Below are 26,483 nucleotides of genomic sequence, written 5' to 3' on the forward strand. Positions count from 1 at the left end.
TCAAGTCGACGATTGTGGATATTTGAATTGAAGGCCCCGTGCTTTCTCGCGAATAACTCTGAAGGCGCCCCCGTCCGATCCTGACGCACCCGTCCGCCATCCTCCGCCTTTCAGGCAGGAGGCGGCGCGATGGAAGATCAGGCTTCGGGCGGGCGGGAGAAGGACTGGCCCGAGAAGGACTGGCCGGAAAAGGACTGGCATGAGGAGGCGCCGCGCATCATCGCCTCCGGTCGGTGGGAGCAGGACGAGTACGGCGACACCACCTACATCCCCGACCATGTGCGGCCCTCGACCGTCGAGCGGGCCGAGGCGGCTGACGCCCCGCGCGGCTGTTATTACGAAGACCCGGCGCCGCGGGACGGCTATCGTGTCCGCTCCGAGGCGACCTGGGCGGTGGCGCGGCGCGACTATCTGGCCGGAGATACGGCCGAGGCCGTCTGCGACCGCTATGGGCTGAAGCTGGGGACGCTGCGGTCCCGCGCCGCGCGCGAGGGCTGGCGCCGTTGCGATGCGGGCGACCCTGATCCCTGGCCTGACGAGGACGATCCGGTCGAGGATGCGGCGGCGGACGCCCCCGATCTGGCGGCGATGGCGGCTCAGGCCCTGATGCGGCTGAACCGGGCGGTGCGGCGCGGCCGGGCGGCCGAGGCGGCGTCGTGGCTGCGCACCTGGCGCGCGCTGACCGACCCGGCCCTGCTGGCCGCCGCCGAGCCGGAAAGCCCGCCGCCTGCGCCTGAACCAGACCCGCTCGACACGCTGGAAGCCGACATGAAGGCGGTCGCCGCCGTCGCCCGCGACGCCGCCCGCCTGGCCCCCGACGACCACGTGGGCCGCCGCGCCGTCGAGGCCCGCATCAACGCCCTCAGCGCCGGCCTCGCGCCGGAAGAGAGGGCGGCGATTTCAGACGATTCAGACGAATTGGACTCTGTTTTTCCCGACGAGGCCGCGTCGCCCTGATCTTCTTTCGTCATCCTCCGGCAAGCCGCGTAGCGGCGCAGACCGGGGGACCCAGCGGCGCCGAAGGCGATCTTCCTTCAAGCGCTGGCGTCGCATCTTTCGCGCTCACGCGCGCCGCTGGGTCCCCCGGTCTCCCCCCGCTTTCGCGAGGGTCGCCGGAGGATGACGGAGGGATTAGCGTTTGCCCGCGATCTCGCGCAGGGCGTTGACGAACACCTGCGTCGGCTGGCCGCCGGAGATCAGATATTTGTCCTCCACCACCACGGCGGGGACGGAGGTGATCCCCCGCGCGCGCCACAGGGCCTGCGCCGTGCGGACCTCCTGCATATAGCGGCCCGAGGCCAGCACCTCGGCCGCTTCGGCGCGGTCCAGCCCGGCGGCCTGCGCCGCCTCGGTCAGGACGCCCGCGTCCGAGACGTTGCGGCCTTGCGTGAAGTGGGCGCCGAACAGGGCGTGTTTCAGCGCCGCCTGCTTGTCCGGCGCCGTCAGCCCGGCCCAGTGCAGCAGGCGGTGGGCGTCGAAGGTGTTCCACATGCGGCTGTCGTCGCGGAAGTTCATCTCGACCCCGACCTCGGCGGCGCGGGCGGTGATGGCGGCGCGGTTGGCGGCCGACTGTTCGGGGGTGGAGCCGTATTTGCGGGCCAGGTGCTCGCCCATGTTCTCGCCCTCGGGGGCGATGTCGGGGTTCAGCTCGAACGGCTGGAACGCGATGTCGGCGGCGATCCCTTCGCCCTGGAGCCGCTCCAGCGCCTGCTCCAGCCCGCCCAGCCCCACGGCGCACCAGGGGCACATGACGTCGGAGACGAAGTCGATCTTCAGCGGCTTGAGCGGGGCGGCGTCTGTCCTGGCTTGGGTCATGGGCGGCGGGGCTTTCTGAAACAGCATGTGTTGCGAGAATATGGGGGCGATGAAGAAGGAGGCAAGCGCGCCTTCTCGCGCGGGGCAGGAAAGATTACACACCGCCCATGACTGAACTCACGCCCCCCGTCGTCGTCCTCGACAAGTCTCAGATGGCCGACAACATCGGCGCGGTCGCCCGCGTCATGGCCAATTTCGGCCTGTCCGAGCTGCGGCTGGTCAGCCCGCGCGACGGCTGGCCCCAGGAGCGCGCCTGGGCCACGGCGTCGGGCGCCGACTGGGTGCTGGACGGGGTCAGGGTGTTCGACAGCGTGGCCGAGGCCATCGCCGACCTGAACACCGTCTTCGCCACCACCGCCCGCCCGCGCGAGACGCGCCAGCCGGTGCGCACCCCGCGTGAGAGCGCCCGCATCCTCTATGACGACACGGCCTCGGGGCTGAAGACCGGCCTGCTGTTCGGCGGCGAGCGGGCGGGGCTGGAGACGGGCGACATCGCCCTGTGCGCCGGCATCACCACCATTCCGATCGACCCGAAGCACCACTCGCTGAACCTGGCCCAGGCGGTGGCGATCAACGCCTATGAGTGGCGCACCCTGATCCTGGACGCCCCGCCGCCGCGCTTCCGCGAGGGCGAGCCGCCCGCGTCGAACGACCTGCTGGTCGGCATGTACGAGCATCTGGAGGCGGAGCTGGATAACGGCGGCTTCTTCTATCCGCCCGAGAAGAAGCGCTCGATGAGCCAGAACCTGCGCGTCATGCTGGGCCGGGCCGCCTTCACCGAACAGGAGGTCGCCACCATGCGCGGCGCCATCCACGCCCTGGCCAAGGGCCGCGGCCGGGTGCTGGCCAAGCTGGCGGCGGAACGGGCCGAGGCGGCGAAGAAGGAGGAATAAGGGATCCTGTGCTCGTTTGCGCCGCCGTTTGCCGTCATCCTCGGGCTTGACCCGAGGATCTAGCGTCCTGGACATATGAGGCGCAGGGCGAGGGTGACGGCAGTTGGGAGAGAGGGCTACAGCGCGCCGAAGAAGGCGGGCACGGTCTCGCTGGCGGGGCCGTAGACGCCCTCGTCGAACAGGCCCGCGCCCTGCGTCGGCTCCAGATTGATCTCGACCGTCCGCGCCCCGGCCATGCGCGCCAGCTGGACGAAGCCCGCCGCCGGATAGACCGCGCCCGAGGTGCCGATGGAGACGAACAGGTCGCAGCGCGCCAGCGCCGCCTCGATCCGCTCCATCTCCAGCGGGATTTCCCCGAACCAGACGATGTGCGGGCGCAAGCGTCCGCGCGGGTGATGGGGCGAGGCGTGCAGGGCCTCCAAGTCTTCATGCCAGTCGCAGACGACGCCCGAGGCGGTGCAGCGCGCCTTCTTCAGCTCGCCGTGCATGTGGATCAGCTCGAAGCCCGGCGCGGGCGGCGTCTCAAGGTGCGCCCGGTCGTGCAGGTCATCGACGTTTTGCGTCACCAGCAGGAAATCGCCCCTCCACCGCGCCGCCAGATCGGCCAGCGCCCGGTGCGCGGCGTTGGGATGCACGCTGGCGAGCTGTCGCCGTCGCTGGTTGTAGAAGTCCTGCACCAGAGCCGGGTCAGCCGCAAAGCCCTCGGGCGTGGCGACGTCCTCGACGCGATGCCCCTCCCACAGGCCGTCCGAGGCGCGGAAGGTGGGCACGCCGCTCTCGGCCGAGACGCCGGCGCCGGTCAGGATGACGAGGTTCATGCCGACAGTCTAAACTCTTCTGCTCTTGAGAGAGAAGGCGGCTGGTGCAGCAGGTCGGATGAAGGGTCTTGTTGCCCGTGGCCGTTTGCGGGCTTGAAACTGATCGCTGCCGGTGCGACCCCTCATCCGTCGGCCTGCGGCCGCTGCCTTCTCCCTCAAGGGGAGAGGGGAAGAGCACGAAGAGACCAAGGACTAACTCCCCATGAAAACCCGCGCCGCCGTCGCGTTCGAAGCCAAACGCCCGCTCGAGATCATCGAGGTCGATCTGGAAGGGCCGCGCGCGGGCGAGGTGCTGATCGAGATCAAGGCGACGGGGGTCTGCCACACCGACGCCTATACGCTGGACGGTCTGGACAGCGAGGGTCTCTTCCCCTCGATCCTGGGCCACGAGGGCGCGGGCGTGGTGGTCGAGGTGGGGCCGGGCGTGACCTCGCTGGTCGTCGGCGACCACGTCATCCCGCTGTACACGCCGGAATGCCGCCAGTGTAAGTCGTGCCTGAGCCGCAAGACCAACCTGTGCACCTCGATCCGGGGCACGCAGGGCAAGGGGCTGATGCCCGACGGCACCTCGCGCTTTTCCTACAAGGGCCAGACCCTTCACCACTATATGGGCTGCTCGACCTTCTCGAACTACACGGTCCTGCCCGAGATCGCGGTGGCCAAGATCCGCAAGGACGCGCCCTTCGACAAGGCCTGCTACGTCGGCTGCGGCGTCACGACGGGCGTGGGCGCGGTGGTCAACACGGCCAAGGTCGAGCCGGGCGCCAACGCCGTGGTCTTCGGCCTGGGCGGCATCGGCCTGAACGTCATCCAGGGGCTGAAGATGGTCGGGGCCGATATGATCGTCGGCGTCGACATCAACGGCGACAAGGAGGAGTGGGGCCGTCGCTTCGGCATGACCCACTTCGTCAATCCCAAGGACGTGTCGGACGTGGTGGCCCATCTGGTCGAGCTGACCGGGGGCGGCGCCGACTACACCTTCGACTGCACCGGCAACACCGTGGTCATGCGTCAGGCGCTGGAAGCCTGTCACCGCGGGTGGGGCGAGAGCGTCATCATCGGCGTGGCCGAGGCGGGCAAGGAGATCGCCACCCGTCCGTTCCAGCTGGTCACCGGCCGCGTCTGGAAGGGCTCGGCCTTCGGCGGCGCGCGCGGCCGCACCGACACGCCGAAGATCGTCGACTGGTACATGGACGGCAAGATCGAGATCGACCCAATGATCACCCACACCCTGCCGCTGGAGCGGATTAACGAGGCCTTCGATCTGATGCATGAAGGCAAGAGCATTCGTTCGGTCATCGTCTTCTAACGAGAGGGATTCAGCCATGGGCGACTGGAAACTGCCGTGGACGGGGGCCTGCCTCTGCGGGCAGGTGAAAGTTCAGGTCGCCCAGGCGCCGGTCTTTGCGGTGGCCTGTCATTGTCGGGCCTGTCAGAAGCTGACGGGCGGCGCCTATTCCCTGAGCCTGATGTTGCCCAGCGAAGGGCTGACGGTCGAGGGCGAGACGGAGATCGGCGGCCTGCACAATCCCGTGCCGGAGCATCACTTCTGTCCGTCATGCAAGACCTGGCTGTTCACCCGCGGCATCGCCGGGGGGCAGTTCGTCAACCTGAGGCCCAGCCTGCTGGACGACGGGGCGTGGTTCGTTCCCTATGCCGACACCTGGACGACGGAGCGTCTGCCCGGCGCGCAGTCGGGGGCCAAGGTCGGCTATCCCGAGTTCCCGCCGCCTGAGGATTACGCCGAGCTGATGGGCGCCTACGCCCGCGAGGGCGCGCGGCCCGATTGAGCAGGTGCAGCAAAGTTCGTTGCCAAACGAAACTTTGTCGGCTTAGCTTGCCGCGCCCGGCGCGATGATCGGGCGGATCTGGGAGGATCACCATGTTTACGCACGTCACTGTCGGGGCCAACGACCTCGAAGCCTCGCACAAATTCTATGACGCCGTTCTGGGGGCTCTGGGCCACCAGCCGGGCACGCCCAGCGACGCGCCCATGCCGGGCGTCTGGTACATGACCCCGCGCGGCATGCTGGGGGTGGTCAAGCCGCGCGACGGCCAGGCGGCGAGCCACGCCAACGGCGGCACCATCGGCTTTTTCGCCAGCAGCCCCGAGGCGGTCGTCGCCTTCTCCGAAGCCGGTGTTGCGGCGGGCGGCACGGCGATCGAGGATCCTGCCGGGCCGCGCAACACGCCTTTCGGCGCGATGCACCTGGCCTATCTGCGCGATCCGTCGGGCAACAAGATCTGCGCCGTGCACCGGCCGGGCTGAGGATTGAGGTGATGAAGATGAAGGCGGCGACTGCGTCGATCATGGCCGTTCTGGCCGTCACGGCGCTCGCCGCCTGCACGCCGGGCGGGGCGGATGCGCCCGTTGCGGCGCCGGCGGAGGCCTGGGTCCAGAAGAAGGTGGTGCTCTACCTGCCTGACCAGGTCATGAAACAGAGGGTCGAGGTCGCCGACCTGTCTCCCTATCTGAAGGCCGTCGATGAGGCTGTGGCCGCTGCAGCAAAGGCGCAGTCCTCGCAGCCCGGCGCCTCGGGCATGCTGTTGCTGATGGTCAAGCCGGGCGAACGATCCAGGGCTTTCGTCGTCACCGGAGAGCCGGCGATGAAGCCGGAGGCGGTCGAGGCCATCGTCGCCGCCGCCGGGGCGGTTCCGGCGCCGTCGGTGCGCGAGGCGCCGATCCTGGTCGGCCTGCAGTTCGACGCCTGGGGCGGCGGCGCGCAGCCCGAGGGGGCGGTCGCTCCGATCCCGCGCGACTGGTACGCGCATTTTTCCAAGGATGGCGGCGTCCTCGATGACGCCTTCATGGCCAGGGTCTGGCCGGACTGATCTTCAGGAGTTCGAGTTGATGGAAACGGTCAAGAGCCACGTCGTCCACGGCGGGACGTTGCGCTATCTGAAGCACGACAGCGCGACGACGGGCACGCCCATGACGCTGTCGGTCTTTGTTCCGGCGGGGGAAGGCCCGTTCCCGGTCCTGATCTGGCTGTCGGGCCTGACCTGCACCGAGGACAACTTCACCACCAAGGCCGGAGCCTATAAGGCCGCCGCCGAACACGGCGTCATCATCGTCGCGCCGGACACCTCGCCGCGCGGCGAAGGCGTGGCGGACGATCCGGCCTATGATCTGGGGCAGGGCGCGGGCTTCTATGTCGATGCGACGCAAGGCCCGTGGGCGCCGCATTTCCGCATGGAGAGCTATGTCGCGGGCGAGCTGATCGATCTGATCGACAATGCGTTCCCGACGGCGAAGACGCGCTCGATCTTCGGTCATTCGATGGGCGGGCATGGGGCGCTGACGCTGGCGCTGCGTCATCCCGAACTGTTCAAGTCGGTGTCGGCCTTTGCGCCGATTTCCTCGCCGACGCGCTGCCCCTGGGGCGAGAAGGCTTTCAGCGCCTATCTGGGCGAGGACCGGGCGGAGTGGGCGAAACACGACGCGGCCCTGCTGATCGAGGGCGGGGCGGCGAAAGGCGTTTTCGACGAGATTCTGGTGGATCAGGGCGACGCGGATTCCTTCCTGGCCGATCAGCTGAAGCCGGAGCTGCTGAAGGCGGCGGCGCAAAAGGCCGGACAGGGGCTGACCCTGCGCATGCAGCCGGGCTATGACCATTCCTACTTCTTCATGGCCAGCTTCGTGGACGATCATGTGGCCTTCCACGCCAAGCGGCTGAAAGCCTGAGTGTGATGACCGACGCCGCCCCCGATTTCGACGCCATGTTCGCCGACCTGTGCAACCAGGTCGGCTTCTGCCTGCATGAAAAGGGGCAGAAGAAGGTGATCGACGCACTGCCCAAGGGCTTGGACGCCGCCATGCGCGCCGTCTTCGCCGCCGAGGGCGTGGACGAGCCGAACGCGCCGGGCGATCTGAAGCGCGCCGTGCGCGACTGCATCAAGGCGCACGTTCAGCGGTGACGGGCCTGAGGCGCCGCCGCTCGCAGGCGGCGGCGCGTAAAGGAAACATCAGCCGCATGACGATCATGGCTTGCGGGCTTTCGCCGCTCGGATAGCATCCCGGCCCATCGCTTTTGGGAGGAAGCTCATGATGGATCGCCGCCGCCTGCTGATGTCGGTCGCCGCGGGGGGAGCGCTGGCCGCTGTCGGCCCGGTTCGCGCCCTCGCCCACGGCGCTGTGGCGCAGACCGCCTCGGCCGACTTCAACGCCCTGATGAACCGGATCGCGCAGGAGATGCTCCTGACGGACCCGGAATCCCTGACCATGCTGGGCATGGACCGGGGCGAACACGCCGACGCCCGCTTCAAGCTGAGCGACCGCAGCCAGGCCAAGGTCGAGGCTGACAAGGTCAAGTTCGTCGCGGCCATGAAGGACATGGCGGCCATCGACCGCAACGCCCTGCCGTCCAAGGAGCAAATCTATCACGACTCCCTGACCTTCTTCGGCGAGACGGTGAAGGAGGGCTACGCCTTCCCCTACGGCGGCGGGATGTTCCCTTCGCCCTATACGGTCAGCCAGCTGGGCGGCTCCTATCAGCAGATCCCGGACTTCCTCGACAGCCAGCATCGCATCGAGGCGGCGGACGACGCCGAGGCCTATCTGTCGCGCCTGTCGGACTTCGCCCGCAGTCTGGACGACGAACGCGAGCGGATGCGGATCGACTACGCCGCCGGGGCCGTGCCGCCGGATTTCGTCATCGACCGCACCCTGACGCAGATGGGCGCCATCACCGGCACGGCCGTGGCCGACTCGGTCATGAGCCAGTCGATCGCCCGCCGCACGGCCGAGAAGAACATCCCCGGCGACTGGGCCGCGCGGGCTCAGACGATCCTGACGCGAGAGGTCTATCCGGCCATCCAGCGCCAGGCCGACGCCCTGAAGGCGGTGCGCGCGGGCGCGACGCACGACGGCGGCGTGTGGCGTCTGCCCGACGGCGAGGCCTACTATCGCTATGGGCTGAAGAACTACACCACTTCTTCGATGACGCCGGACGAGGTGCATCAGATGGGGCTGGATCAGGTGGCCGAAATCTCGGCCCGCGCCGACGGCCTGCTGAAGGCGCAGGGGTTGACGCAAGGCGCGGTCGGCCAGCGCATCGCCGCCCTCGGCAAGGATCCGCGCTTCGTCTATCCGAACACGGACGAGGCCAAGGAAGAGCTGCTGAAGGAGCTGAACGTCCAGATGGCGGCCATGCAGGCCCGCATGCCGGACTATTTCGGCCGCCTGCCCAAGTCGCCCTGCGACATCCGTCGCGTGCCCAAGGCCACTGAGGCCGGCGCGCCGGGCGGCTACTACATGGCGCCGGCCCTGGATGGGTCGCGTCCGGGCGCCTACTACATCAATCTGCGCGACACGGCGGAGTGGCCCAAATGGACCCTGCCGACCCTGACCTATCACGAGGCCGTGCCGGGCCATCACTTCCAGATCGCCCTGCAGATGGAGCAGCCGGATACCCCGCTGCTGATGAAGGTCATGGGCTTCTCGGCCTATTCCGAGGGCTGGGGCCTGTATTCGGAGCAGTTGGCGGACGAGATCGGCGCCTATGAGAATGATCCCTTCGGTCAGATCGGCTACCTGCAGTCGCTGATGTTCCGCGCCGCGCGTCTGGTCGTGGACTCGGGTCTGCACCACAAGCGCTGGAGCCGCGAACAGGGCATCCGCTACATGGTCGATACGCTGGGCGATCAGGAATCCAGCATCGCCACCGAGGTCGAGCGCTACTGCGTCTGGCCGGGCCAGGCCTCCAGCTACAAGGTCGGCCACACCACCTGGGTGCGCCTGCGTGAAGACGCCAAGAAGCGTCTGGGATCGCGTTTCGACATCAAGGGCTTCCATGACACCGGCCTGAGCCTGGGCGGGGTGCCGCTGACGGTTCTGGAGCGGACCATGAACGCCTGGACCCCGGCCTGACGGCTGGACCTCTTACGGGCGCGCCGGTCCGTCATTTCAGTAAGCTTTGGGATCGGCGTCCGGCGCGGCGCGGCCCTTGGGGGAGTAACCGAATGATCGACCGCCGCCGCCTTCTTCTGACCGCCGCCGCGACAGCCGTCGCCGCGCCTTCGCTGGCGCAAGCCGCCGCGGCCGTGTCGGACGCCGATGCGCGTCTGAACGCCCTGCTGGACGGCTGGTTCGAGGCTGACATCGACGAGTCGCCCGAGCGCGCCACCAACCTGGGTCTGGACAAGGGCGCCCGCGCGGGCCTGTCGTCCAAGCTGAGCGAAGCCGGGCCGGACGCCATCCGCAAGGATCGCGACAAGGCGGTCAGCCGCTGGGCCGAGCTGCGCGCCTTCGATCAGGCGGGCCTGTCCGAGGCCGGGGCGCTGAACTACGCCATCGCCGCCTTCGGGCGTCAGACCTCGGCCGAGACGGCGCGCTTCGACTACGGCGCCGGGCCGGGCCGCCCCTCTCCCTATGTCGTGACCCAGCTGTCGGGCGGCTATTTCTCCATGCCGGACTTCATGGATAACCAGCACCGCATCGAGGATGCGGCGGGCGCCGACGCCTTCCTGTCGCGCCTGGACGCCTTCGCCGGCGTGCTGGACGGCGAGACGGCCAAGATCCGCGAGGACGCCGGGCTGGGCGTCATTCCGCCAGACTTCATCATCGACCGGATGCTGCCGCAGATCCGCACCCTGCGCGATACGTCGGCCGCCGACATGTCCATGATCAAGTCGCTGGCCCGCAAGGCCGGGGCGCTGAATCTGTCGGGCTATGACGCGCGCGCCGTCGCCCTGGTCGATCAGAAGATCAAGCCCGCCCTGGCCCGCCAGATCGAGGCGCTGGAGAAGATCCGTCCCGACGCCGTGCACGATGCGGGCGTGTGGCGCCTGCCGGACGGCGAGGCCTTCTACGCCGCCGGGCTGAAGTCGAACACGACGACCACGCTCTCGGCCAAGGAAATCCACGCCATGGGCCGCGAGCAGGTGGCCGAGATCACCGCCGAGATCGACGGCATCCTGAAGTCGCAGGGCATGACCCGGGGCACGGTCGGCGAGCGGGTTCAGGCGCTGAACAAGGATCCGGCCCAGCTGTTCCCCAACACCGACGCGGGCAAGGAAGAGCTGCTGAAGTGGCTGAACGAACAGGTCGCGGCGCTGGAGCCGAAACTGCCCGCCGTCTTCGGCCGCCTGCCCAAGACCCACGTCGAGGTGCGTCGCGTGCCGGTGTCGATCCAGTCGGGCGCGCCGGGCGGATACTATCAGGGGCCGCCGCTGGATGGCTCGCGTCCGGGCGCCTACTACATCAACCTGCGTGACAGCGGGAACTGGCCGAAGTTCGCCCTGCCGACCCTGACCTATCACGAGGCCTCGCCGGGCCACCATCTGCAGGTCGCCCTGCAGCGCGAGTCGGGCGAGCTGCCGCAATGGCGCCGCGCGGGCGGCTTCTCGGCCTACAATGAAGGCTGGGCGCTGTACGCCGAGGCGGTCGCGGCGGACGATCTGGACGCCTACGCCACCGATCCGCTGGGCCGGGTGGGTTTCCTGATGTCCTATCTGTTCCGGGCCGTGCGCCTGGTGGTCGACACCGGCATCCACTCCGAACGCTGGAGCCGCGAGCAGGCGGTCGACTATATGGCGGCCTCAGGCGCCAAGCCGCTGGACGCCTCGAACAGCGAGATCAACCGCTATTCGGTCTGGCCGGGCCAGGCCTGTTCCTACAAGGTCGGCCACACGGTGATCGCGCGCCTGCGCAAGGAGGCGGAAGCCAAGCCCGGCTTCGACCTGCGCGCCTTCCACGACAAGGTGCTGGGCAGCGGCTCCCTGCCGCTGGCGGTGCTGGAAGGGCGGATGCGCGCCTGAGGCGTGATTGAAGCCTGAAACGAATGACGGCCCGGACGTTCCGCGTCCGGGCCGTTTTCACGTCTGGCGTCGAGCCGTCGTCAGGTCGCCGCGCGCCAGGTGGTCGGCCACAGATCCTGCGGAATGGCGGTGCAGCCGGGCATGTTTTTCTCGTTCAGCAGGGCGAAGCGTTCGCCGGTCCAGGCCCAGGTGCCCATGCGGCCGCAGTCGCCGATGCCGCGTCCCCGACCGAAGGCGAACAGGGTGCGGGTCTTGGGGTTGTAGCGGCTGTTGACCAGGGTTTCTTCGCTGCCGGTCGCCGTGGAGAAGCTGACCAGCTGGGGCGAGGTTCGGTCAGCCGAGGTGATGAAATAGACCTGGTTGAAGTTGTAGGCGCCTTCGCCGCAGGGCACGGCCCACAGCAGTTTGTCGTCCGCCAGACGGAAGACCTCGACGTCCGGTTCGAACCGCTCGCCCTTGCGGGTTTCGGCCAGGCATTCCTTTACCTTGGGGTGCGCCAGCAGCGCCGGCGACAGGTCGTCCTGCACCAGGCCGTTCTGCGGCGCGGCGGCGGCGATCGTCACGCGCGGGGCGGCCGGCGCGGCGGGGACGGTGGAGGCCGGACGGTCGCCGCGACGGATCAGGGCGGTGGTCGTGCCCAGCCGTCCCTGACGCTCGTCGATCCACAGGAAGGCGGCGGCGGCCCCGCCCAGGCTGACCTTCATCTGCTTGTCGCCGCGCCTTAACGCCATGAAGGAGCCGTTGCCGAGGCCCTGCATCAGCTGGGCTGAGGGCGTCCTGAAGGCGATGACGTCGCCTTCCTCGTCCATCTTGGTGTTCTGACCCGCATGGCGCCGGCCGTCGATCTCGGCGTAGACGTCGCCTTCGCCGTCCTCCAGGCCCCAGCCGCCCATATGAACCACGGGCCGGGCGTCCGGTCCGGGGGCGAGCGAGACGAGGACGAAGCCCATCTGGTTCTCGCCTGAGCCGAAGGCGACGCAGTGGTTGGTGTTGTCGCAGGTGGCGGTCCAGTCTCGGAACTCGCGCGTCACGCTGGGCGGATTGGCGGCGGCGGCCTGGACAGCGGGGGCGGCGGCCGCTTCTGCAGGGGCCGGCGCAGCCGGGGTTTCGGGCGTGGCGGCGGCCTCACGTCCCTTGCAGGCGATCAGCGTCAGGGGGAGGAGGGCGACAGAGGCGGCGAACCGCAGGCGGCGAAGCGTCATCAGGCGTTCCATGCGTTCTTGATCGACTGGCGACGCCAAGCGTAGCCATGAAAAAGCCTAGCGGCCAAGCCGCCGTTTCGTTCCGGCGGCTTCGTTCCCGCCGTGCGGCTTTCGTCCCCTTTGCGCCCGCGCGCCGGGGTCGCTATATCCCCTGCACCGAATTCCTTCCCTGATTGAGAGACAGAGGCGTAAGCATGGCCAAGATCAAGGTCGCCAATCCCATCGTGGACATCGACGGCGACGAAATGACCCGGATCATCTGGCAGATGATCAAGGACAAGCTGGTCTTCCCGTACCTGGACCTCGAACTCGACTATTACGACCTCGGCATGGAAAGCCGTGACGCCACCGATGATCAGATCACGATCGACGCGGCCCACGCCATCCAGAAGCACGGCGTCGGCGTGAAGTGCGCCACCATCACCCCGGACGAGGCGCGCGTCGCCGAATTCGGCCTGAAGAAGATGTGGAAGTCGCCGAACGGCACCATCCGCAACATCCTGGGCGGCGTGGTCTTCCGCGAGCCGATCATCTGCAAGAACGTCCCGCGCCTGGTGCCGGGCTGGACGCAGCCGATCGTCGTCGGCCGCCACGCCTTCGGCGACCAGTACAAGGCCACCGACTTCCTGATGCCGGGACCGGGCGTGCTGACCATCAAGTTCGTCGGCGACGACGGCGAGGTCATCGAGCACGAGGTCTATAAGTCGCCGGGCGCCGGCGTGGCCATGGGCATGTACAACCTGGACGCCTCGATCCGCGAGTTCGCCCACGCTTCGTTCGCCTATGGCCTGCAGCGCAACTACCCGGTCTATCTGTCGACCAAGAACACCATCCTGAAAGCCTACGACGGCCGCTTCAAGGACATCTTCCAGGAAGTCTTCGACGCCGACTACGCCGAGGAATTCAAGAAGCGCGGCCTGACCTATGAACACCGCCTGATCGACGACATGGTCGCGGCCGCAATCAAGTGGTCGGGCGGCTTCGTTTGGGCGTGCAAGAACTACGACGGCGACGTGCAGTCGGACATCGTGGCGCAGGGCTTCGGCTCGCTGGGCCTGATGACCTCGGTGCTGATGACGCCGGACGGCAAGGTCATGGAGACTGAGGCTGCCCACGGCACCGTGACCCGCCACTATCGCCAGCATCAGAAGGGCGAGGCCACCTCGACCAACTCGATCGCCTCGATCTTCGCCTGGACCCGCGGCTTCAAGCACCGCGCCAAGCTGGACGGCAACGCCGAGCTGGCCGAGTTCGCCGATACGCTGGAGCGCGTGGTTGTCGAGACCGTCGAGTCGGGCTTCATGACCAAGGATCTGGCCCTGCTGGTCGGCGATCAGCAGTCCTGGCTGACGACCGAAGGCTTCCTGGACAAGGTGTCCGAGAACCTGAAGAAGGCCCTGCCGGGCATCGGCTGAGCTTAGCTCAGAACGACATCAAGGCCCGCCGGAGCGATCCGGCGGGCTTTTTGTTGGGCGTTATCCCCCACATTCGCCGTCATCCTCGGGCTTGACCCGAGGATCCAGGGGGGCGACGCGCTCGATCCTGCCCATGTCCCGCACGCGGATGGCTGGATCCTCGGGTCAAGCCCGAGGATGACGGCGTGCGGGCAGGGGACGGAGCCGCGTGAAAACACGCATTGAACCCGCCGACGAACCATGTCCCTAATAGTCTTGGGGATTTTGACGCTGTTTCGTCGTCGTCTCGTCGCGTTCGTAAGGCAGGGGAGGGCCGATGAACCGCAAACTGATCATTCGTCTGGGATTGGCGGCCGTCGCTGTCTTTGTGGTCGCCTACGCCGCGTCGCCGCTGCTGGCGGCGCGCTCGTTGGTGCAGGCGGCGAAGGCCGGGGATGAAAAGGGGCTGGAGCGCCAGGTCGACTTTCCCGCCTTCCGCGCCAGTCTGAAGGACGAGCTGAACGCCCGCATGATGGCCGAGATGCGCAATGACCCGCGCATGGCCGACAGCGGCCTGTCGGGGCTGGGGATGCTGCTGGCGCCCGCGATTGTCGGCGGGGCGGTGGACGCCTTCGTCACCCCGCAGGCGATCTCCATGATGGTGCAGGAGGGCCGCACGCCCAAGCCCGCCCTCTCGGTCGAAACGGAGCCGAAGGCGAAGAGCGACCATGACCGCGTGCGTCAGTCGTGGGGCTATCGCGACCTGGACACCTTCGCCGTCACCCTGACCCGCGACGATCAGCCGGACGAGCAGGTGTCCCTGCTGATGAAGCGCCGCAATCTGTTCAGCTGGAAGCTGGCGGCGATCGACCTGGGGACGCCAGAGTAAGCCATACTCCGCTCATCTCGGCGAAGGCCGGGATCCAGTGCTTTGGCTTCAAGCGCTTTGCTGAAATGGAAAGGACGCCGTGTGGCGCTCTTTCTGGTTCCCGGCCTCCGCCGGGATGAGCGGGGTTGGGGCAGCGCTCAACCCTCGATACGCGAGCGGCCTAAAGAAAAGGGCGGCGCATCCGATGCGCCGCCCTTTCCTGTTTCAGCCTGTCAGGGTGATCAGCCCTTCAGCGCGGCGCGGATGGCGTTCAGGCCGTCCTCGGCCTTCGATCCGTCCGGAGCGCCGCCCTGGGCGAAGTCGGGCTTGCCGCCTGCGCCCTTGCCGCCCATGGCGATGACGGCGTCGCGGGCCAGGTCGGCCGCATTGACCTTGCCCGCCATGTCCGGCGTGGCGGCGACCGTGATGGCCGCCTTGCCGTCGGTGACGCCGACCAGGGCGACGACGCCCGAGCCGATCTGTTTCTTGAAGTCCTCGGCCACGCCGCGCAGGCCCTTGCCGTCCACGCCGTCCAGGACGCGGGCCATCAGCTTGATCCCGCCGATCTCTTCGGGGGCCGCATTGGCGCCCGCGCCGCCGCCCAGGGCCAGCTGCTTCTTCAGGTCGGCGACCTGCTTCTCCAGCGTCTTGACCGAGGCCTGAAGCCCCTCGACGCGGGCCGGAACCTCGGCGGGCTGGATCTTGAAGCCCTGGGCCAGATGGCGGGCGACATTGGCCTGATCCAGCAGGAAGCGGCGGGCCGCCTCGCCGGTCAGGGCCTCGACGCGGCGCACGCCGGCGGCTACGCCGCCCTCGGACACGATCTTGAACAGGGCGATGTCGCCGGTGCGGAAGACGTGGGTGCCGCCGCACAGTTCAACCGAATAGGCGCCCGGACCCGACAGGGCGCGGCCGATGGTCAGGACGCGGACCTCGTCGCCGTACTTCTCGCCGAACAGGGCCACGGCGCCCGCCGCGATGGCGGCGTCGGGCGTCATCAGTTCGGTCGTGACCGGGACGTTCTGGCGGATGACGGCGTTCACCTCGTCCTCGACGCGGGCGATCTCCTCGTCCGTCATCGGGGCGTTGTGGCTGAAGTCGAAGCGCATGCGCTCAGCGTCGACCATCTGGCCCTTCTGGGCGACGTGAGCGCCCAGCACGTTCTTGACGGCGGCGTGGAACAGGTGGGCCGCCGAGTGGTTGGCGCGGGTGGTCGGACGCGAGCCTTCCTCGACCGTGGCGGTCACGACCGCGCCGGTCGCCAGCGCGCCTTTGGTCACTTCCAGCGTGTGAACGTGCAGGTCGCCGCCGTGCTTCTTGGTGTCCAGGACGCGGCCTTCGCCGCCGCTCCAGACGAAGGCGCCCTTGTCGCCCGCCTGACCGCCGCCTTCGCCGTAGAAGGGGGTCTTGTCCAGCAGCACCTCGACCGTCTCTCCGGTCGCGGCGGACGCAGCTTCCGCGCCGTCCTTGACGATGGCGATGACCTTGCCCTCGCCGGTTTCGGACTCATAGCCGGTGAATTCCGTGCCGCCGTGCTGGTCGCGCAGGGCCAGCCAGGCGCCGGCCGAGGCCGTCTGGCCCGAGCCCTTCCAGTGCTCGCGCGAGCGGTCGCGCTGTTCGGCCATGGCGGATTCGAAGCCGTCGACGTTGACGCTGAAGCCGCGACGGCGGGCCTCGTCCTGCGTCAGATCCAGCGGGAAGCCGTAGGTGTCGTACAGGGTGAAGGCCGTCTGGCCGTCCAGCATGTCGCCGGCCTTGAAGTCGCTGGTCGCCTGATCGAACAGATTCATGCCGCGACCGAGCGTGGTGCGGAAGCGGATCTCTTCCTGCTTCAGCGTGTCCTCGATGAAGGCCTGGGCGCGGCCCAGTTCCGGATAGGCCTCGCCCATCTCCTGAACCAGGGTCGGCACCAGGCGGTGCATCAGCGGATCGGCGGCGCCCAGCAGGTGGGCGTGGCGCATGGCGCGGCGCATGATGCGGCGCAGGACATAGCCCCGGCCCTCGTTCGACGGGGTCACGCCGTCGGCGATCAGGAAGGCGGTCGAACGCAGGTGGTCGGCGATGACCCGGTGCGACGGGGCGCGCTCGCCCTCGGCCTTGGTGTGGGTCAGCTCTTCCGAGGCCGCTATCAGATTACGGAACAGGTCCACTTCATAGTTGGAGTGGACGCCCTGGAGCACGGCGGCGATGCGCTCCAGACCCATGCCGGTGTCGACCGACTTCTTGGGCAGTTCGCGAACGATCTCGTCGTTCTCCTTCTCGAACTGCATGAAGACGTTGTTCCAGATCTCGACGAAGCGGTCGCCGTCCTCGTCCGGCGAACCGGGAGGGCCGCCGAAGATGTGGTCGCCGTGGTCGTAGAAGATTTCCGTGCACGGGCCGCTCGGCCCGCTGTCGCCCATGGCCCAGAAGTTGTCGGCGGTGGGGATGCGGATGATCTTGTCGTCCGAGAAGCCGGTGATCTTCTTCCAGATGTCGAAGGCTTCATCGTCGGTGTGATAGACGGTGACCAGCAGGCGCTTGGGATCGAGGCCGAACTCCTTGGTCAGCAGGGTCCAGGCGCGCTCGATGGCGTGGTCCTTGAAGTAGTCGCCGAACGAGAAATTGCCCAGCATTTCAAAGAAGGTGTGGTGACGCGCGGTGTAGCCGACATTGTCCAGGTCGTTGTGCTTCCCGCCGGCGCGGACGCATTTCTGCGAACTGGTGGCGCGGTTGTAGGGCGGGACGGCTGCGCCGGTGAAATAGTCCTTGAACGGCACCATGCCCGCGTTGACGAACAGCAGGGTCGGGTCGTTCTGCGGCACGAGCGGAGCCGACTGCACCTTCTCGTGGCCGTCGGCGGCGAAGTAGTCGAGGAAGGTGGAACGGATCTGCTTCAGGCTGGTCATGGGCGTATCGCTCTGGAACTCGGGCGCGCGGGAGGAATGTCGGAACCGGCGTCATATAGGGATTTTGCGCCGAACGCATCACTGGCGCGTGATCCTGCGGGCGCGGCCGTGTTTTTACGCTCGGGGACGCTCTAATCGTGCAGGCGACGCGGCGAGACGATCAGGCCGTCCGCGTCGGCGTAGAGCCAGTCGCCCGGTGTGAAGATGACGCCGCCGAAGGCGGTGGGAATGTCGATCTCGCCGATGGCGTCGCGATCGGCGCGCAGGGGGATGGTTCCCAGGGCTTTGACGCCGACGTTCATGGTGTTGATGACGGCTGTGTCGCGCACGGCGCCGTGGACGACGATCCCGGCCCAGCCGTTGTCGATGGCCAGTTTGGCCAGATTGTCGCCGACCAGGGCGCGCTTCAGCGAACCGCCGCCGTTGACCACCAGAACGGCTCCTTCACCGGGGCGCTCCAGCGTCTGGCGGACCAGGGCGTTGTCATCCAGCACGCTGAGGGTGCGGACCGGGCCGTGGAAGGCCGTGACCTGGCCGAAGCTGCGGAAAGGCGTCTGGCAGACCTTCACCACGTCGGGATGGGCGTCGCACAGGTCGGCGGTAGCGATGGCGGTCATGGGGAGGCTCCGTTGGGGCGCGGGGACTCTGCCCGTAGGCGCCGAAGGGAAACAAGGCCGTTGCACTGAGAAAGGCGTTTGACGGGCGTATCTCAACATCCGCTCATCCCGGCCTCCGCCGGGATGAGCGGTAGAGGGGCGGGGAAAAAAGAGGCCCGCCCGACGCAGGTCGGGCGGGCCGGTCTCCGTCCGACCGGCCCCGCGGGGTCGGTAGGCGGGTCGCGAGGCGGCGAACGGAGAAGCCCTGGCCGTCAGGGGGCCCCTTGCCTCCCGCCGTCATCCTCGGGCTTGACCCGAGGATCGGATCGTCAGCGCGATCACGGCTGGAAAGGAAGAGGACGCTGCCTGGCTGGATCCTCGGGTCAAGCCCGAGGATGACGGCGTTGGGGGTGGCGGATCAGCCCTCCATATCCTGACCTTCGTCCGGCTCGGGCGCGCCCAGCATGTCGTCGGCGATCTTGGCCGTCGACTGGCGCACGGCCTTCTCGATGGCGAGGGCCATGTCGGGGTTGTTCTTGAGGAACTCCTTGGCGTTCTCGCGGCCCTGGCCGATGCGGGTGGAGTCGTAGGAGAACCACGAACCCGACTTCTCGATGATGTTGGCCTTGACCCCCAGGTCGATGATCTCGCCGATCTTGGAGATGCCTTCGCCGTACATGATGTCGAAGATGACCTCGCGGAACGGCGGGGCGACCTTGTTCTTGACCACCTTGACGCGGGTGGTGTTGCCGACGACCTCGTCGCGGTTCTTGATCGCGCCGGTGCGGCGGATGTCGAGGCGCACCGAGGCGTAGAACTTCAGCGCATTGCCGCCCGTCGTCGTTTCCGGCGAGCCGTACATGACGCCGATCTTGTGACGGATCTGGTTGATGAACAGGACGATGCACTTCGACTTGGAGATCGAGGCCGTTAGCTTGCGCAGGGCCTGCGACATCAGGCGGGCCTGAAGGCCGGGCAGGCTGTCGCCCATCTCGCCCTCGATCTCAGCGCGGGGCGTCAGGGCGGCGACGGAGTCGACCACCACGATGTCCACGGCGCCCGAGCGCACCAGGGTGTCGACGATCTCCAGCGCCTGCTCGCCCGCGTCGGGCTGCGACACCAGCAGGTCGTCGAGGTTCACGCCCAGCTTCTGGGCGTAGACCGGATCCAGCGCGTGTTCGGCGTCGACGAAGGCGGCCACGCCGCCCTTCTTCTGGACCTCGGCCACGGTGTGCAGGGCCAGGGTCGTCTTGCCCGAGGATTCGGGGCCGAACACCTCGATCACCCGGCCGACCGGCAGACCGCCGATGCCGAGCGCCATGTCGAGACCCAGAGAGCCGGTCGAGACGCTCTCGATCTCGGCCACCTGTCCCGCCTTGCCCAGTTTCATGACCGAGCCCTTGCCGAAGGCGCGATCGATCTGTGCGATCGCCGCCTCAAGAGCGCGTTGTTTGTCGCCGTCTTCTTTACCCACGAGCTTCAGTGCCGCCTGTGACATTGGTTTTCTCTCCCTTGCCATGATTCCCATCTGACTTCGGGAGAGACCCGCCACGGACCCGCTCCCTCGTTGAGCCGGACTATGGACATGGTTTGTTCTTGTTCGCAAGATGTTCTCGTGAACTGAACGAGAACAAGTCTGTGCGATGCGACCGAAATTGACGCATTAGCTCTTTTGTCGGCCGAATTGATCCAACAGCCAAGCTCGCGCGTTAGGCAGGGCATGACCGACATTGAGACCTCCCTTTCCGCCGAGCCGGCGAAGCCCGCCGTCCTGACCATCCGCAACGCCCGCATGGGCGACGTCGCCGGGATCAACGCCCTTGTGGAGCGGGTCTACAAGGACATGCCGCCCTATACGCCGGGGATGCTGCGTGGCCAGATCGCCACCTATCCCGACGGGCAGTTCGTGGTCGAGTTCGAGGGCGAGATCGTCGGCTACGCCGCCAGCTTCCGCATCGACGAGGCGTCAGCCATGGGGCCGCACAGCTGGGACCAGATCACCGGCGGCGGCTATGGCGCGCGGCATGATCCGGCGGGCGCGTGGCTGTACGGGATGGAGGTCTGCGTCGATCCGGCGCGGCGCCGCCTGCGCATCGGCCAGCGCCTGTATGACGCGCGCCGCGACTTGTGCGAGGCGCAGAACCTGAAGGGGATCGTCTTCGGCGGCCGGATGCCGGGACTGGCGCGCCGCCGGGCCGCCTATCCGGACCCGAACGCCTATGTCGAGGCGGTGCGCGACCGCAAGGTGAAGGATCCGATCATGGCCTTTCACCAGCGTTCCGGGTTCGAGCCGGCGGGAGTGCTGCTGAACTATCTGCCGTCGGACAAGGCGTCGCTGGGCCATGCGGCGCGCTGGGTCTGGCGCAACCCCTACTATGTCGAGGCGACGGGCAAGGGGGCGGCCTTTGCGGTCAAGGAGACGGTGCGCGTCGCCACCGTCCAGCTGCAGATGCGCAAGGTCGAGAGCTTCGGCGAGTTCATGGACAACGTCGAATATTTCGTCGACGTGGTGTCGGATTACCGCGCCGACTTCGTGGTCTTCCCCGAGTTGTTCACGCTTCAGCTGCTGTCGCTGGAGACGAAGAAGCTGACCCCGGCGGAATCGATCGAGGCCCTGACCCGCTACACGCCGCGCTTCGTCGAGGCGATGCGCGAGCTGGCGGTCGGCTACAACGTCAACATCATCGGCGGCTCGCACCCGACGCGGACCGAGGACGGCGAGATCCAGAATGTCGCCTACGTCTTCCTGCGCGACGGTTCGGTGCATGAGCAGGAGAAGATTCACCCGACCCCGAATGAGCGGCATTGGTGGAACATCAAGGGCGGCGATCGCGTCCACGCCATCCCCACCGACTGCGGGCCGATCGGGGTGATGATCTGCTACGACTCCGAGTTCCCCGAACTGGCGCGGCGTCTGGCGGACGAGGGGGCGCGCATCCTGTTCACCCCCTTCTGCACCGACAACCGGCAGGGGTATCTGCGGGTGCGCTACTGCTCGCAGGCGCGGGCCATCGAGAACCAGTGCTACGTCGTCCTGTCGGGCAATGTCGGCAACCTGCCGAACGTCGAGAACATGGACATTCAGTATGCGCAGTCCTGCATCCTGACGCCGTGCGACTTCCCGTTTGCGCGCGACGGGGTGGCGGCCGAGGCTAGCGAGAACGTCGAGACGGTGACGGTGGCGGACCTGGACCTGTCCGACCTGGCATGGGCCAAGGCGCAGGGGACGGTGCGGAACCTGCGGGATCGACGGTTCGATCTCTACAAGACGGTGTGGACGGACGGGGGGTGAACTTACTCCCGCTCATCCCGGCGGAGGAGGGGCCTACGCCCAATAAGTTTCGTCATTCTCGGGCTTGTCCCGAGAATCCATAAACGCAGGGCTTTGGCGTGAAGGCGCGGCGTCTTGTCTTACAGATGGCGGCGGTTATGGATCCCCGGCACAAGGCCGGGGATGACGGCGATGGGGGCGGGGCGTTGAGGCCAAAGCGCTGGGCCCCGGCGTCCGCCGGGGTGAGCGGACTTATGAGGGCCGCTTCGCCGGGCTGTCCCGGAACCTCGGCGCGGGGGCGGGCTGCACCACGCCCTGCGCGGTGACGAAGGCGTCGCGGGCGCGGTTGTGCGGGTGGTCGGGCGCCTCGGTCATGGACAGGACGGGGGCGACGCAGGCGGCTTGGGCGTCGGGATCATTGCACCAGTCGTCGCGGGTGCGGGTGCGGAAGACGGCGGCCAGCTTGTCCTTCAGCATGGGCCATTGGGCCGGGTCGAAGGGCATGGCGAAGTCGGGATCGCCGCCCAGCCCCGTCAGCCGCATCAGGGCGATGTAGAAGGCCGGTTCGATGGCGCCGACGGCGACGTATTTGCCGTCCGACGTCTCATAGACCTCGTAAAACGGCGCGCCGGTGTCGAGCAGGTTGACGCCGCGCTCGTCGCGCCACGCCAGGCTGGGCGGCAGGGGCGCGGGCAGATTCTGGCGGAAGCCCCAGATCATGCTCATCAGCAGGGATGAGCCGTCGGTCATGGCGCAGTCGATCACGTCGCCGCGTCCGGTGCGCTGGGCCTTCAGCAGACCGGCGACCATGCCGAAGGCCAGCAGCATGCCCCCGCCGCCGAAGTCGCCGACCATGTTGATCGGCGGGGTCGGCTTCTGGCCCGCCCGGCCGAAGGCGTGCAGCGCGCCCGAGACGGCGATGTAGTCGATGTCGTGGCCCGGCGCCGGGGCCAGCGGCCCGTCCTGACCCCAGCCGGTCATGCGGCCGTAGACGAGGCGCGGATTGTCGGCCAGCAGCGCATCGGGGCCGAGACCGAGACGCTCCATCACGCCGGGCCGAAAGCCCTCGATCAGGCCGTCGGCGGCGCCGGCCAGATCGCGGATCAGGGCGGCGCCTTCGGGCGTCTTCAGGTCGGCCTCGACCAGACGGGCGCGGCTGCGGTTCAGGGGATCGCGCAGGTCGGGCGCGGCGCCGGGACGGTGGACCAGCACCACCTCCGCCCCGTGATCGGCCAGCATCATGCCGCAGAAGGGGGCGGGGCCGATGCCGCCGATTTCGATGATGGTCAGGCCGTCGAGAGTTCCGCTCATGCCCGCCACTGAAGCCGAGGCGGGCGGCCCCGTCCAGCTTGCGCTGTGCGGGACCGCCTCTTCGGGGAGAGCTTTAATCCTGATGCCCCCTGGATAGGCAGGGAGCCATCTCTTTCTCCCTCTGCCGTCATCCCCGGCCTTGTGCCGGGGATCCATAACCTCGACGCCGGCCGGACAAGGCGTTGAGCCTCGATCTCGCAGGGGCGCGTTTATGGATTCTCGGGACAAGCCCGAGAATGACGGAAGGAAGAAGCGGAGCGGATTTGGATGTCTAGGCCGCCCGGTTCTTCACCAGATCGTCCACCACCGATGGATCGGCCAGCGTCGAGGTGTCGCCCAGGGCGCCCAGTTCGTTCTCGGCGATCTTGCGCAGGATACGTCGCATGATCTTGCCCGAGCGGGTCTTGGGCAGGCCCGGCGCCCACTGGATCACGTCGGGGGCGGCGATGGGGCCGATCTCCTCGCGGACCTGGGCGACCAAGGCCTTGCGCAGGTCTTCGCTGGCCTCGACCCCCTTGTTCAGGGTGACATAGGCGTAGATGCCCTGGCCCTTGATGTCGTGGGGGAAGCCGACGACGGCGGCCTCGGCCACGTCGTCGTGCAGGACCAGGGCGCTCTCGACCTCGGCCGTGCCCATGCGGTGGCCCGAGACGTTGATGACGTCATCGACCCGGCCGGTGATCCAGTAGTAGCCGTCCGCATCGCGGCGGCAGCCGTCGCCGGTGAAATACTTGCCCGGATAGGTCGAGAAATAGGTGTCGAAGAAGCGCTGGTCGTCGCCATAGACCGTCCGCATCTGGCCCGGCCAGCTGTCGGTGATGCACAGATTGCCCTCGGTCGCGCCGTTCAGCACGCCGCCCTCGGCGTCCACGATTTCAAGCTCGACGCCGGGCAGAGGCTTCGTAGCCGAGCCGGGCTTCAGGTCCGTGGCGCCGGGCAGGGGCGAGATCAGGGCTCCGCCCGTCTCGGTCTGCCACCAGGTGTCGACGATGGGCAGGCGGCTCTCGCCGACCACCTCATGATACCAGCGCCAGGCCTCGGGGTTGATCGGCTCGCCGACGGTGCCCAGCAGGCGCAGCGACTTGCGGCTGGACGCCTTCACCGGGGCGTCGCCCTCGCGCATCAGGGCGCGCAGGGCCGTGGGGGCGGTGTAGAAGATGTTGACCTGATGCTTGTCCACCACCTCCCAGAAACGGCTGACGCTCGGATAGTTGGGCACGCCCTCGAACATCAGACTGGTCGCCGCATTGGCCAGGGCGCCGTAGACCACATAGGTGTGGCCCGTGACCCAGCCCACGTCGGCGGTGCACCAGAAGACCTCGCCGGGGCGATAGTCGAACACCAGCTCATGCGTATAGCTGGCCCAGAACAGATAGCCGCCGGTGGTGTGCAGCACGCCCTTGGGTTTTCCGGTCGAGCCCGAGGTGTAGAGGATGAACAGCGGGTCTTCGGCGTTCATCGGCTCGGGCGCGCAGTCGGGCGAGGCCTTGTCCGCCTCGACGCCCCAGTCCAGGTCGCGGCCGGCGACGAAGGGCACGTCGGCGCCGGTATGGCGCAGGACGACGACGGTCTTCACGCCCGCGACCTTCTCCAGCGCCTTGTCGACATTGGCCTTCAGCGGCACGCGCTTGCCGGCGCGGCAGCCCTCGTCGGCGGTGATGACGAAGGTGGATTCGCAGTCCTCGATCCGTCCGGCGATGCTGTCGGGCGAGAAGCCGCCGAAGATGACTGAATGCACGGCGCCGATGCGGGCGCAGGCCAGCATGGCGTAGGCGGCTTCCGGGATCATCGGCAGATAGATGGTGACGCGGTCGCCCTTCTGGACGCCGTTGGCCTTCAGCACGTTCGCCAGGCGGCAGACGCGTTCGTGAAGCTGGCCGAAGGTGACGGTTTCGCTGTCGGTCGGCTCGTCGCCTTCCCACAGGATGGCGACCTCGTCTTTGCGGGCGGGCAGGTGGCGGTCGATGCAGTTGACCGAGGCGTTCAGCACCCCGTCCTCGAACCAGCGGATGCGGAAGTCGACCTTGTTGAAGGAGACGTCCTTGATCTTGGTCGGGAAGGTCATCCAGTCGAGACGTTCGGCCTGTTCGGCCCAGAAGGCCTCGGGGGTCTCGCGCGCCTGCATCCGGGCCGCTTCATAGCCTGCGCGGTCCATGTGGGCGCGGGCGGCCAGTTCGGCGGGAACGGGATAGATTTCCGGATCAGACACGCGATTTCCTCCAGGGTCTTTTTTCGTCGGCCTTAGAAGCCGTATTTGGCGAACAGGATCAGACGGGTCATGTCGCCGTCCAGTCCTGACTCCAGTTTGCGATCAGCGAACATCACCTCGGCGCCGACATCAAACGCCGTGACCGGAGACCAGATCAGATTGGCGTGAAGGCTCTGGGCCGAGCGGTTGACGCCTGTGCCGGTCAGGGCCGTGTCGTTGTCCACCTTCTGCGTCGACCAGATCAGGCTGGAGCGCCAGCCGGGCGCCCAGACGTGGCGATAGGCGGCGAAGCCCGCGACCACGCCGATGGCCTCCAGATCGCCCGAGGCGTCCAGCACCGCGTCGTTGGAGAAGTTCAGCCCGACATAGCGGCCGATGCCTTCGCCGCCCGTCAGCATCAGGCGAATGTCGTCCTGCGCCCCGACCTTGAACTTGGCCGAGGCCGACAGGCCCCAGCCGGTGGCGGTGGAATCGATGTTGGTCGCCGGGCTCTGATACTTCAGCTGGCGCACCAGGCCGGATAGCTGAACGTCGCCCCACGGGCGGCTCAGCGCATAGCGGGCGGTCAGGTCGGGCAGGCTGTTGTCGTCGGCCACGATGCGGGCGCCGCCGCCGAAGGGGGTGATGGTGGTCTCGGGGTTCTCCAGCGCGATGGAGAAGGGGCCGCGCGTGTAGCGGACCTGGGCCTGACGGGCGAAGACCGTGCCCTCGGCCGCGCCGACGAAGTCCGCCGATTCCGGCAGGACGGCGGTGTTCTGGAAGTTGGTCCACTCCTGACCGATCAGCCAGTTGTCGATGGTGACGAAGGCGCGGCGCAGGGCGGGGTTCGAGCCGCTGGTCGTGCGCTGGTCGCCCGAGCCGGGCAGGGTCTGGAAGTCCATCTCCAGCCGCGTGCCGATCTTGTGTCCGGACACGACGCCGTCGGTGGTCAGCCAGAAGCGGGTCTGGCGGGCGTTGAAGTCGGTGGCGACGTCCTCGTCCGCACCGCCGACCGGGATGGAGCCGGGCAGGTGGTAGTCCCGCAGGGCGTCGCCGTTGGCCGGGTCGCCGCCGGAATAGCTGGACGCCATGGCGTCGACCTTGATGAAGCCGCCGAACTTCACCGTGTGGTCGCCGATGCGGAAGCCGTCCGAAGGCGCCGCCGGGGCGGAGACCGGCGTCGGCGCAGGCGCCGGCCGCGTCTCCAGGCGGATGATGTCCTGCGCCTGCGACGCCTGCTGCGTTCGAGCGGCGACGACTTCGGATTTCAGGCTGTTCAGCTCGGCTTCGAGCTGGGCGATACGGGCTTCCAGTGCGGCGCTGGCGTCTTGAGCCAGTGCGGCGCCGGGCGCGAGCAGCAGCGCGGCCGCAGCCACGCCGCCGAACAAACGGCAGCTTCCCATGCGTGGTCCTCCCAGACCGTTGTTCCGGACCCGTCTGTCGCAGGCCTCAGGACGGCAGCATTCCGCGCGCTCCGGGTT

22 protein-coding genes are annotated in these 26,483 nt (G+C 67.8%); 13 read left to right on the forward strand and 9 right to left on the reverse strand.

Going from position 1 to position 26,483, the window contains the following annotated elements; translation table 11 throughout:
* The first annotated feature begins 129 nt into the window (after positions 1–129).
* Complete coding sequence (locus tag EGK63_RS09610; protein ID WP_125901101.1) at positions 130–957, forward strand: hypothetical protein; 828 nt, start codon at positions 130–132, stop codon at positions 955–957.
* 174 nt (positions 958–1,131) lie between these two features.
* Here the strand turns inward: EGK63_RS09610 and EGK63_RS09615 are convergent, their stop codons facing one another.
* A complete protein-coding gene (locus EGK63_RS09615) occupies positions 1,132–1,815 on the reverse strand; it encodes a DsbA family oxidoreductase (protein WP_125901103.1) in 684 nt (227 codons plus the stop codon).
* A 107-nt stretch (positions 1,816–1,922) separates the two neighbouring features.
* Between EGK63_RS09615 and EGK63_RS09620 the strand changes: the two genes are divergently transcribed.
* Positions 1,923–2,708 (forward strand): RNA methyltransferase, encoded by a 786-nt coding sequence (locus tag EGK63_RS09620; protein ID WP_125901105.1) that lies wholly within the window; start codon positions 1,923–1,925, stop codon positions 2,706–2,708.
* A 116-nt stretch (positions 2,709–2,824) separates the two neighbouring features.
* On the opposite strand, the gene EGK63_RS09625 is transcribed toward EGK63_RS09620, so the two are convergent.
* The gene (locus EGK63_RS09625; protein WP_125901107.1) at positions 2,825–3,526 is read right to left on the reverse strand and encodes an NAD-dependent deacylase; all 702 of its coding nucleotides are present in this window, start codon (positions 3,524–3,526) and stop codon (positions 2,825–2,827) included.
* Positions 3,527–3,728: 202 nt separating this feature from the next.
* On the opposite strand from EGK63_RS09625, the gene EGK63_RS09630 reads away from it, so the two are divergent.
* From EGK63_RS09630 to EGK63_RS09665, 8 genes are all read left to right on the forward strand, one after another.
* On the forward strand, positions 3,729–4,835 hold the full coding sequence (locus EGK63_RS09630; RefSeq protein ID WP_125901109.1) for an S-(hydroxymethyl)glutathione dehydrogenase/class III alcohol dehydrogenase: 1,107 nt from the start codon (positions 3,729–3,731) through the stop codon (positions 4,833–4,835).
* A 16-nt stretch (positions 4,836–4,851) separates the two neighbouring features.
* The gene (locus EGK63_RS09635; RefSeq protein ID WP_125901111.1) at positions 4,852–5,316 is read left to right on the forward strand and encodes a GFA family protein; all 465 of its coding nucleotides are present in this window, start codon (positions 4,852–4,854) and stop codon (positions 5,314–5,316) included.
* A 92-nt stretch (positions 5,317–5,408) separates the two neighbouring features.
* Entirely contained in the window at positions 5,409–5,795 is a 387-nt protein-coding gene (locus EGK63_RS09640; protein WP_125901113.1) for a VOC family protein, read from the forward strand.
* Positions 5,796–5,806: 11 nt separating this feature from the next.
* On the forward strand, positions 5,807–6,358 hold the full coding sequence (locus EGK63_RS09645; RefSeq protein WP_125901115.1) for a hypothetical protein: 552 nt from the start codon (positions 5,807–5,809) through the stop codon (positions 6,356–6,358).
* Between the two features lie 19 nt (positions 6,359–6,377).
* The gene (gene fghA, locus EGK63_RS09650) at positions 6,378–7,211 is read left to right on the forward strand and encodes an S-formylglutathione hydrolase (RefSeq protein ID WP_125901116.1); all 834 of its coding nucleotides are present in this window, start codon (positions 6,378–6,380) and stop codon (positions 7,209–7,211) included.
* A gap of 5 nt (positions 7,212–7,216) precedes the next feature.
* Positions 7,217–7,444 carry a hypothetical protein gene (locus EGK63_RS09655; RefSeq protein WP_125901118.1) on the forward strand — a complete coding sequence of 76 codons (228 nt, stop codon included), beginning with the start codon at positions 7,217–7,219 and terminating at the stop codon, positions 7,442–7,444.
* 127 nt (positions 7,445–7,571) lie between these two features.
* Positions 7,572–9,395, forward strand: coding sequence for a DUF885 family protein (locus tag EGK63_RS09660; protein WP_125901120.1), 1,824 nt, complete (start codon positions 7,572–7,574; stop codon positions 9,393–9,395).
* A 92-nt stretch (positions 9,396–9,487) separates the two neighbouring features.
* Positions 9,488–11,284 carry a DUF885 family protein gene (locus EGK63_RS09665; protein ID WP_125901121.1) on the forward strand — a complete coding sequence of 599 codons (1,797 nt, stop codon included), beginning with the start codon at positions 9,488–9,490 and terminating at the stop codon, positions 11,282–11,284.
* Positions 11,285–11,364: 80 nt separating this feature from the next.
* On the opposite strand, the gene EGK63_RS09670 is transcribed toward EGK63_RS09665, so the two are convergent.
* Positions 11,365–12,486, reverse strand: coding sequence for a DUF1176 domain-containing protein (locus tag EGK63_RS09670; RefSeq protein ID WP_165906575.1), 1,122 nt, complete (start codon positions 12,484–12,486; stop codon positions 11,365–11,367).
* A 194-nt stretch (positions 12,487–12,680) separates the two neighbouring features.
* Between EGK63_RS09670 and EGK63_RS09675 the strand changes: the two genes are divergently transcribed.
* Both EGK63_RS09675 and EGK63_RS09680 read left to right on the forward strand, forming a co-directional pair.
* Positions 12,681–13,901, forward strand: a complete 1,221-nt coding sequence (locus tag EGK63_RS09675) for an NADP-dependent isocitrate dehydrogenase (RefSeq protein ID WP_125901125.1) — start codon at positions 12,681–12,683, stop codon at positions 13,899–13,901.
* Between the two features lie 316 nt (positions 13,902–14,217).
* On the forward strand, positions 14,218–14,769 hold the full coding sequence (locus EGK63_RS09680) for a DUF2939 domain-containing protein (RefSeq protein WP_125901127.1): 552 nt from the start codon (positions 14,218–14,220) through the stop codon (positions 14,767–14,769).
* A gap of 221 nt (positions 14,770–14,990) precedes the next feature.
* Here EGK63_RS09680 and alaS read toward each other — a convergent pair whose 3' ends face one another.
* The 3 genes from alaS to recA form a co-directional block, all read right to left on the reverse strand.
* On the reverse strand, positions 14,991–17,636 hold the full coding sequence (alaS, locus tag EGK63_RS09685; RefSeq protein ID WP_125901129.1) for an alanine--tRNA ligase: 2,646 nt from the start codon (positions 17,634–17,636) through the stop codon (positions 14,991–14,993).
* A gap of 131 nt (positions 17,637–17,767) precedes the next feature.
* Positions 17,768–18,253: a ribonuclease E activity regulator RraA gene (gene rraA / locus EGK63_RS09690; RefSeq protein ID WP_125901131.1), complete on the reverse strand. Its 486-nt coding sequence runs from the start codon at positions 18,251–18,253 to the stop codon at positions 17,768–17,770.
* A 397-nt stretch (positions 18,254–18,650) separates the two neighbouring features.
* Positions 18,651–19,730: a recombinase RecA gene (recA, locus tag EGK63_RS09695; RefSeq protein ID WP_125901133.1), complete on the reverse strand. Its 1,080-nt coding sequence runs from the start codon at positions 19,728–19,730 to the stop codon at positions 18,651–18,653.
* Positions 19,731–19,952: 222 nt separating this feature from the next.
* On the opposite strand from recA, the gene EGK63_RS09700 reads away from it, so the two are divergent.
* Positions 19,953–21,524 carry a bifunctional GNAT family N-acetyltransferase/carbon-nitrogen hydrolase family protein gene (locus EGK63_RS09700; RefSeq protein WP_125901135.1) on the forward strand — a complete coding sequence of 524 codons (1,572 nt, stop codon included), beginning with the start codon at positions 19,953–19,955 and terminating at the stop codon, positions 21,522–21,524.
* 231 nt (positions 21,525–21,755) lie between these two features.
* Here the strand turns inward: EGK63_RS09700 and EGK63_RS09705 are convergent, their stop codons facing one another.
* The 3 genes from EGK63_RS09705 to EGK63_RS09715 form a co-directional block, all read right to left on the reverse strand.
* Positions 21,756–22,814: a CaiB/BaiF CoA-transferase family protein gene (locus tag EGK63_RS09705; protein ID WP_125901136.1), complete on the reverse strand. Its 1,059-nt coding sequence runs from the start codon at positions 22,812–22,814 to the stop codon at positions 21,756–21,758.
* A gap of 271 nt (positions 22,815–23,085) precedes the next feature.
* The gene (acs, locus tag EGK63_RS09710) at positions 23,086–25,023 is read right to left on the reverse strand and encodes an acetate--CoA ligase (RefSeq protein ID WP_125901138.1); all 1,938 of its coding nucleotides are present in this window, start codon (positions 25,021–25,023) and stop codon (positions 23,086–23,088) included.
* Between the two features lie 32 nt (positions 25,024–25,055).
* Complete coding sequence (locus EGK63_RS09715; RefSeq protein WP_125901140.1) at positions 25,056–26,405, reverse strand: DcaP family trimeric outer membrane transporter; 1,350 nt, start codon at positions 26,403–26,405, stop codon at positions 25,056–25,058.
* Positions 26,406–26,483: the final 78 nt, after the last annotated feature.

Origin of the sequence: Brevundimonas sp. 357, from assembly GCF_003938605.1 — a bacterium.
Lineage (GTDB): Bacteria > Pseudomonadota > Alphaproteobacteria > Caulobacterales > Caulobacteraceae > Brevundimonas.

Excerpts from the sequence above, each read along its gene's own strand:
- EGK63_RS09610 (WP_125901101.1), top strand. The coding sequence starts at position 130 with ATGGAAGATCAGGCTTCGGGCGGGCGGGAGAAGGACTGGCCCGAGAAG.
- EGK63_RS09615 (WP_125901103.1), bottom strand. The coding sequence starts at position 1,815 with ATGACCCAAGCCAGGACAGACGCCGCCCCGCTCAAGCCGCTGAAGATC.
- EGK63_RS09620 (WP_125901105.1), top strand. The coding sequence starts at position 1,923 with ATGACTGAACTCACGCCCCCCGTCGTCGTCCTCGACAAGTCTCAGATG.
- EGK63_RS09625 (WP_125901107.1), bottom strand. The coding sequence starts at position 3,526 with ATGAACCTCGTCATCCTGACCGGCGCCGGCGTCTCGGCCGAGAGCGGC.
- EGK63_RS09630 (WP_125901109.1), top strand. The coding sequence starts at position 3,729 with ATGAAAACCCGCGCCGCCGTCGCGTTCGAAGCCAAACGCCCGCTCGAG.
- EGK63_RS09635 (WP_125901111.1), top strand. The coding sequence starts at position 4,852 with ATGGGCGACTGGAAACTGCCGTGGACGGGGGCCTGCCTCTGCGGGCAG.
- EGK63_RS09640 (WP_125901113.1), top strand. The coding sequence starts at position 5,409 with ATGTTTACGCACGTCACTGTCGGGGCCAACGACCTCGAAGCCTCGCAC.
- EGK63_RS09645 (WP_125901115.1), top strand. The coding sequence starts at position 5,807 with ATGAAGATGAAGGCGGCGACTGCGTCGATCATGGCCGTTCTGGCCGTC.
- fghA (WP_125901116.1), top strand. The coding sequence starts at position 6,378 with ATGGAAACGGTCAAGAGCCACGTCGTCCACGGCGGGACGTTGCGCTAT.
- EGK63_RS09655 (WP_125901118.1), top strand. The coding sequence starts at position 7,217 with ATGACCGACGCCGCCCCCGATTTCGACGCCATGTTCGCCGACCTGTGC.
- EGK63_RS09660 (WP_125901120.1), top strand. The coding sequence starts at position 7,572 with ATGATGGATCGCCGCCGCCTGCTGATGTCGGTCGCCGCGGGGGGAGCG.
- EGK63_RS09665 (WP_125901121.1), top strand. The coding sequence starts at position 9,488 with ATGATCGACCGCCGCCGCCTTCTTCTGACCGCCGCCGCGACAGCCGTC.
- EGK63_RS09670 (WP_165906575.1), bottom strand. The coding sequence starts at position 12,486 with ATGACGCTTCGCCGCCTGCGGTTCGCCGCCTCTGTCGCCCTCCTCCCC.
- EGK63_RS09675 (WP_125901125.1), top strand. The coding sequence starts at position 12,681 with ATGGCCAAGATCAAGGTCGCCAATCCCATCGTGGACATCGACGGCGAC.
- EGK63_RS09680 (WP_125901127.1), top strand. The coding sequence starts at position 14,218 with ATGAACCGCAAACTGATCATTCGTCTGGGATTGGCGGCCGTCGCTGTC.
- alaS (WP_125901129.1), bottom strand. The coding sequence starts at position 17,636 with ATGACCAGCCTGAAGCAGATCCGTTCCACCTTCCTCGACTACTTCGCC.
- rraA (WP_125901131.1), bottom strand. The coding sequence starts at position 18,253 with ATGACCGCCATCGCTACCGCCGACCTGTGCGACGCCCATCCCGACGTG.
- recA (WP_125901133.1), bottom strand. The coding sequence starts at position 19,730 with ATGTCACAGGCGGCACTGAAGCTCGTGGGTAAAGAAGACGGCGACAAA.
- EGK63_RS09700 (WP_125901135.1), top strand. The coding sequence starts at position 19,953 with ATGACCGACATTGAGACCTCCCTTTCCGCCGAGCCGGCGAAGCCCGCC.
- EGK63_RS09705 (WP_125901136.1), bottom strand. The coding sequence starts at position 22,814 with ATGAGCGGAACTCTCGACGGCCTGACCATCATCGAAATCGGCGGCATC.
- EGK63_RS09715 (WP_125901140.1), bottom strand. The coding sequence starts at position 26,405 with ATGGGAAGCTGCCGTTTGTTCGGCGGCGTGGCTGCGGCCGCGCTGCTG.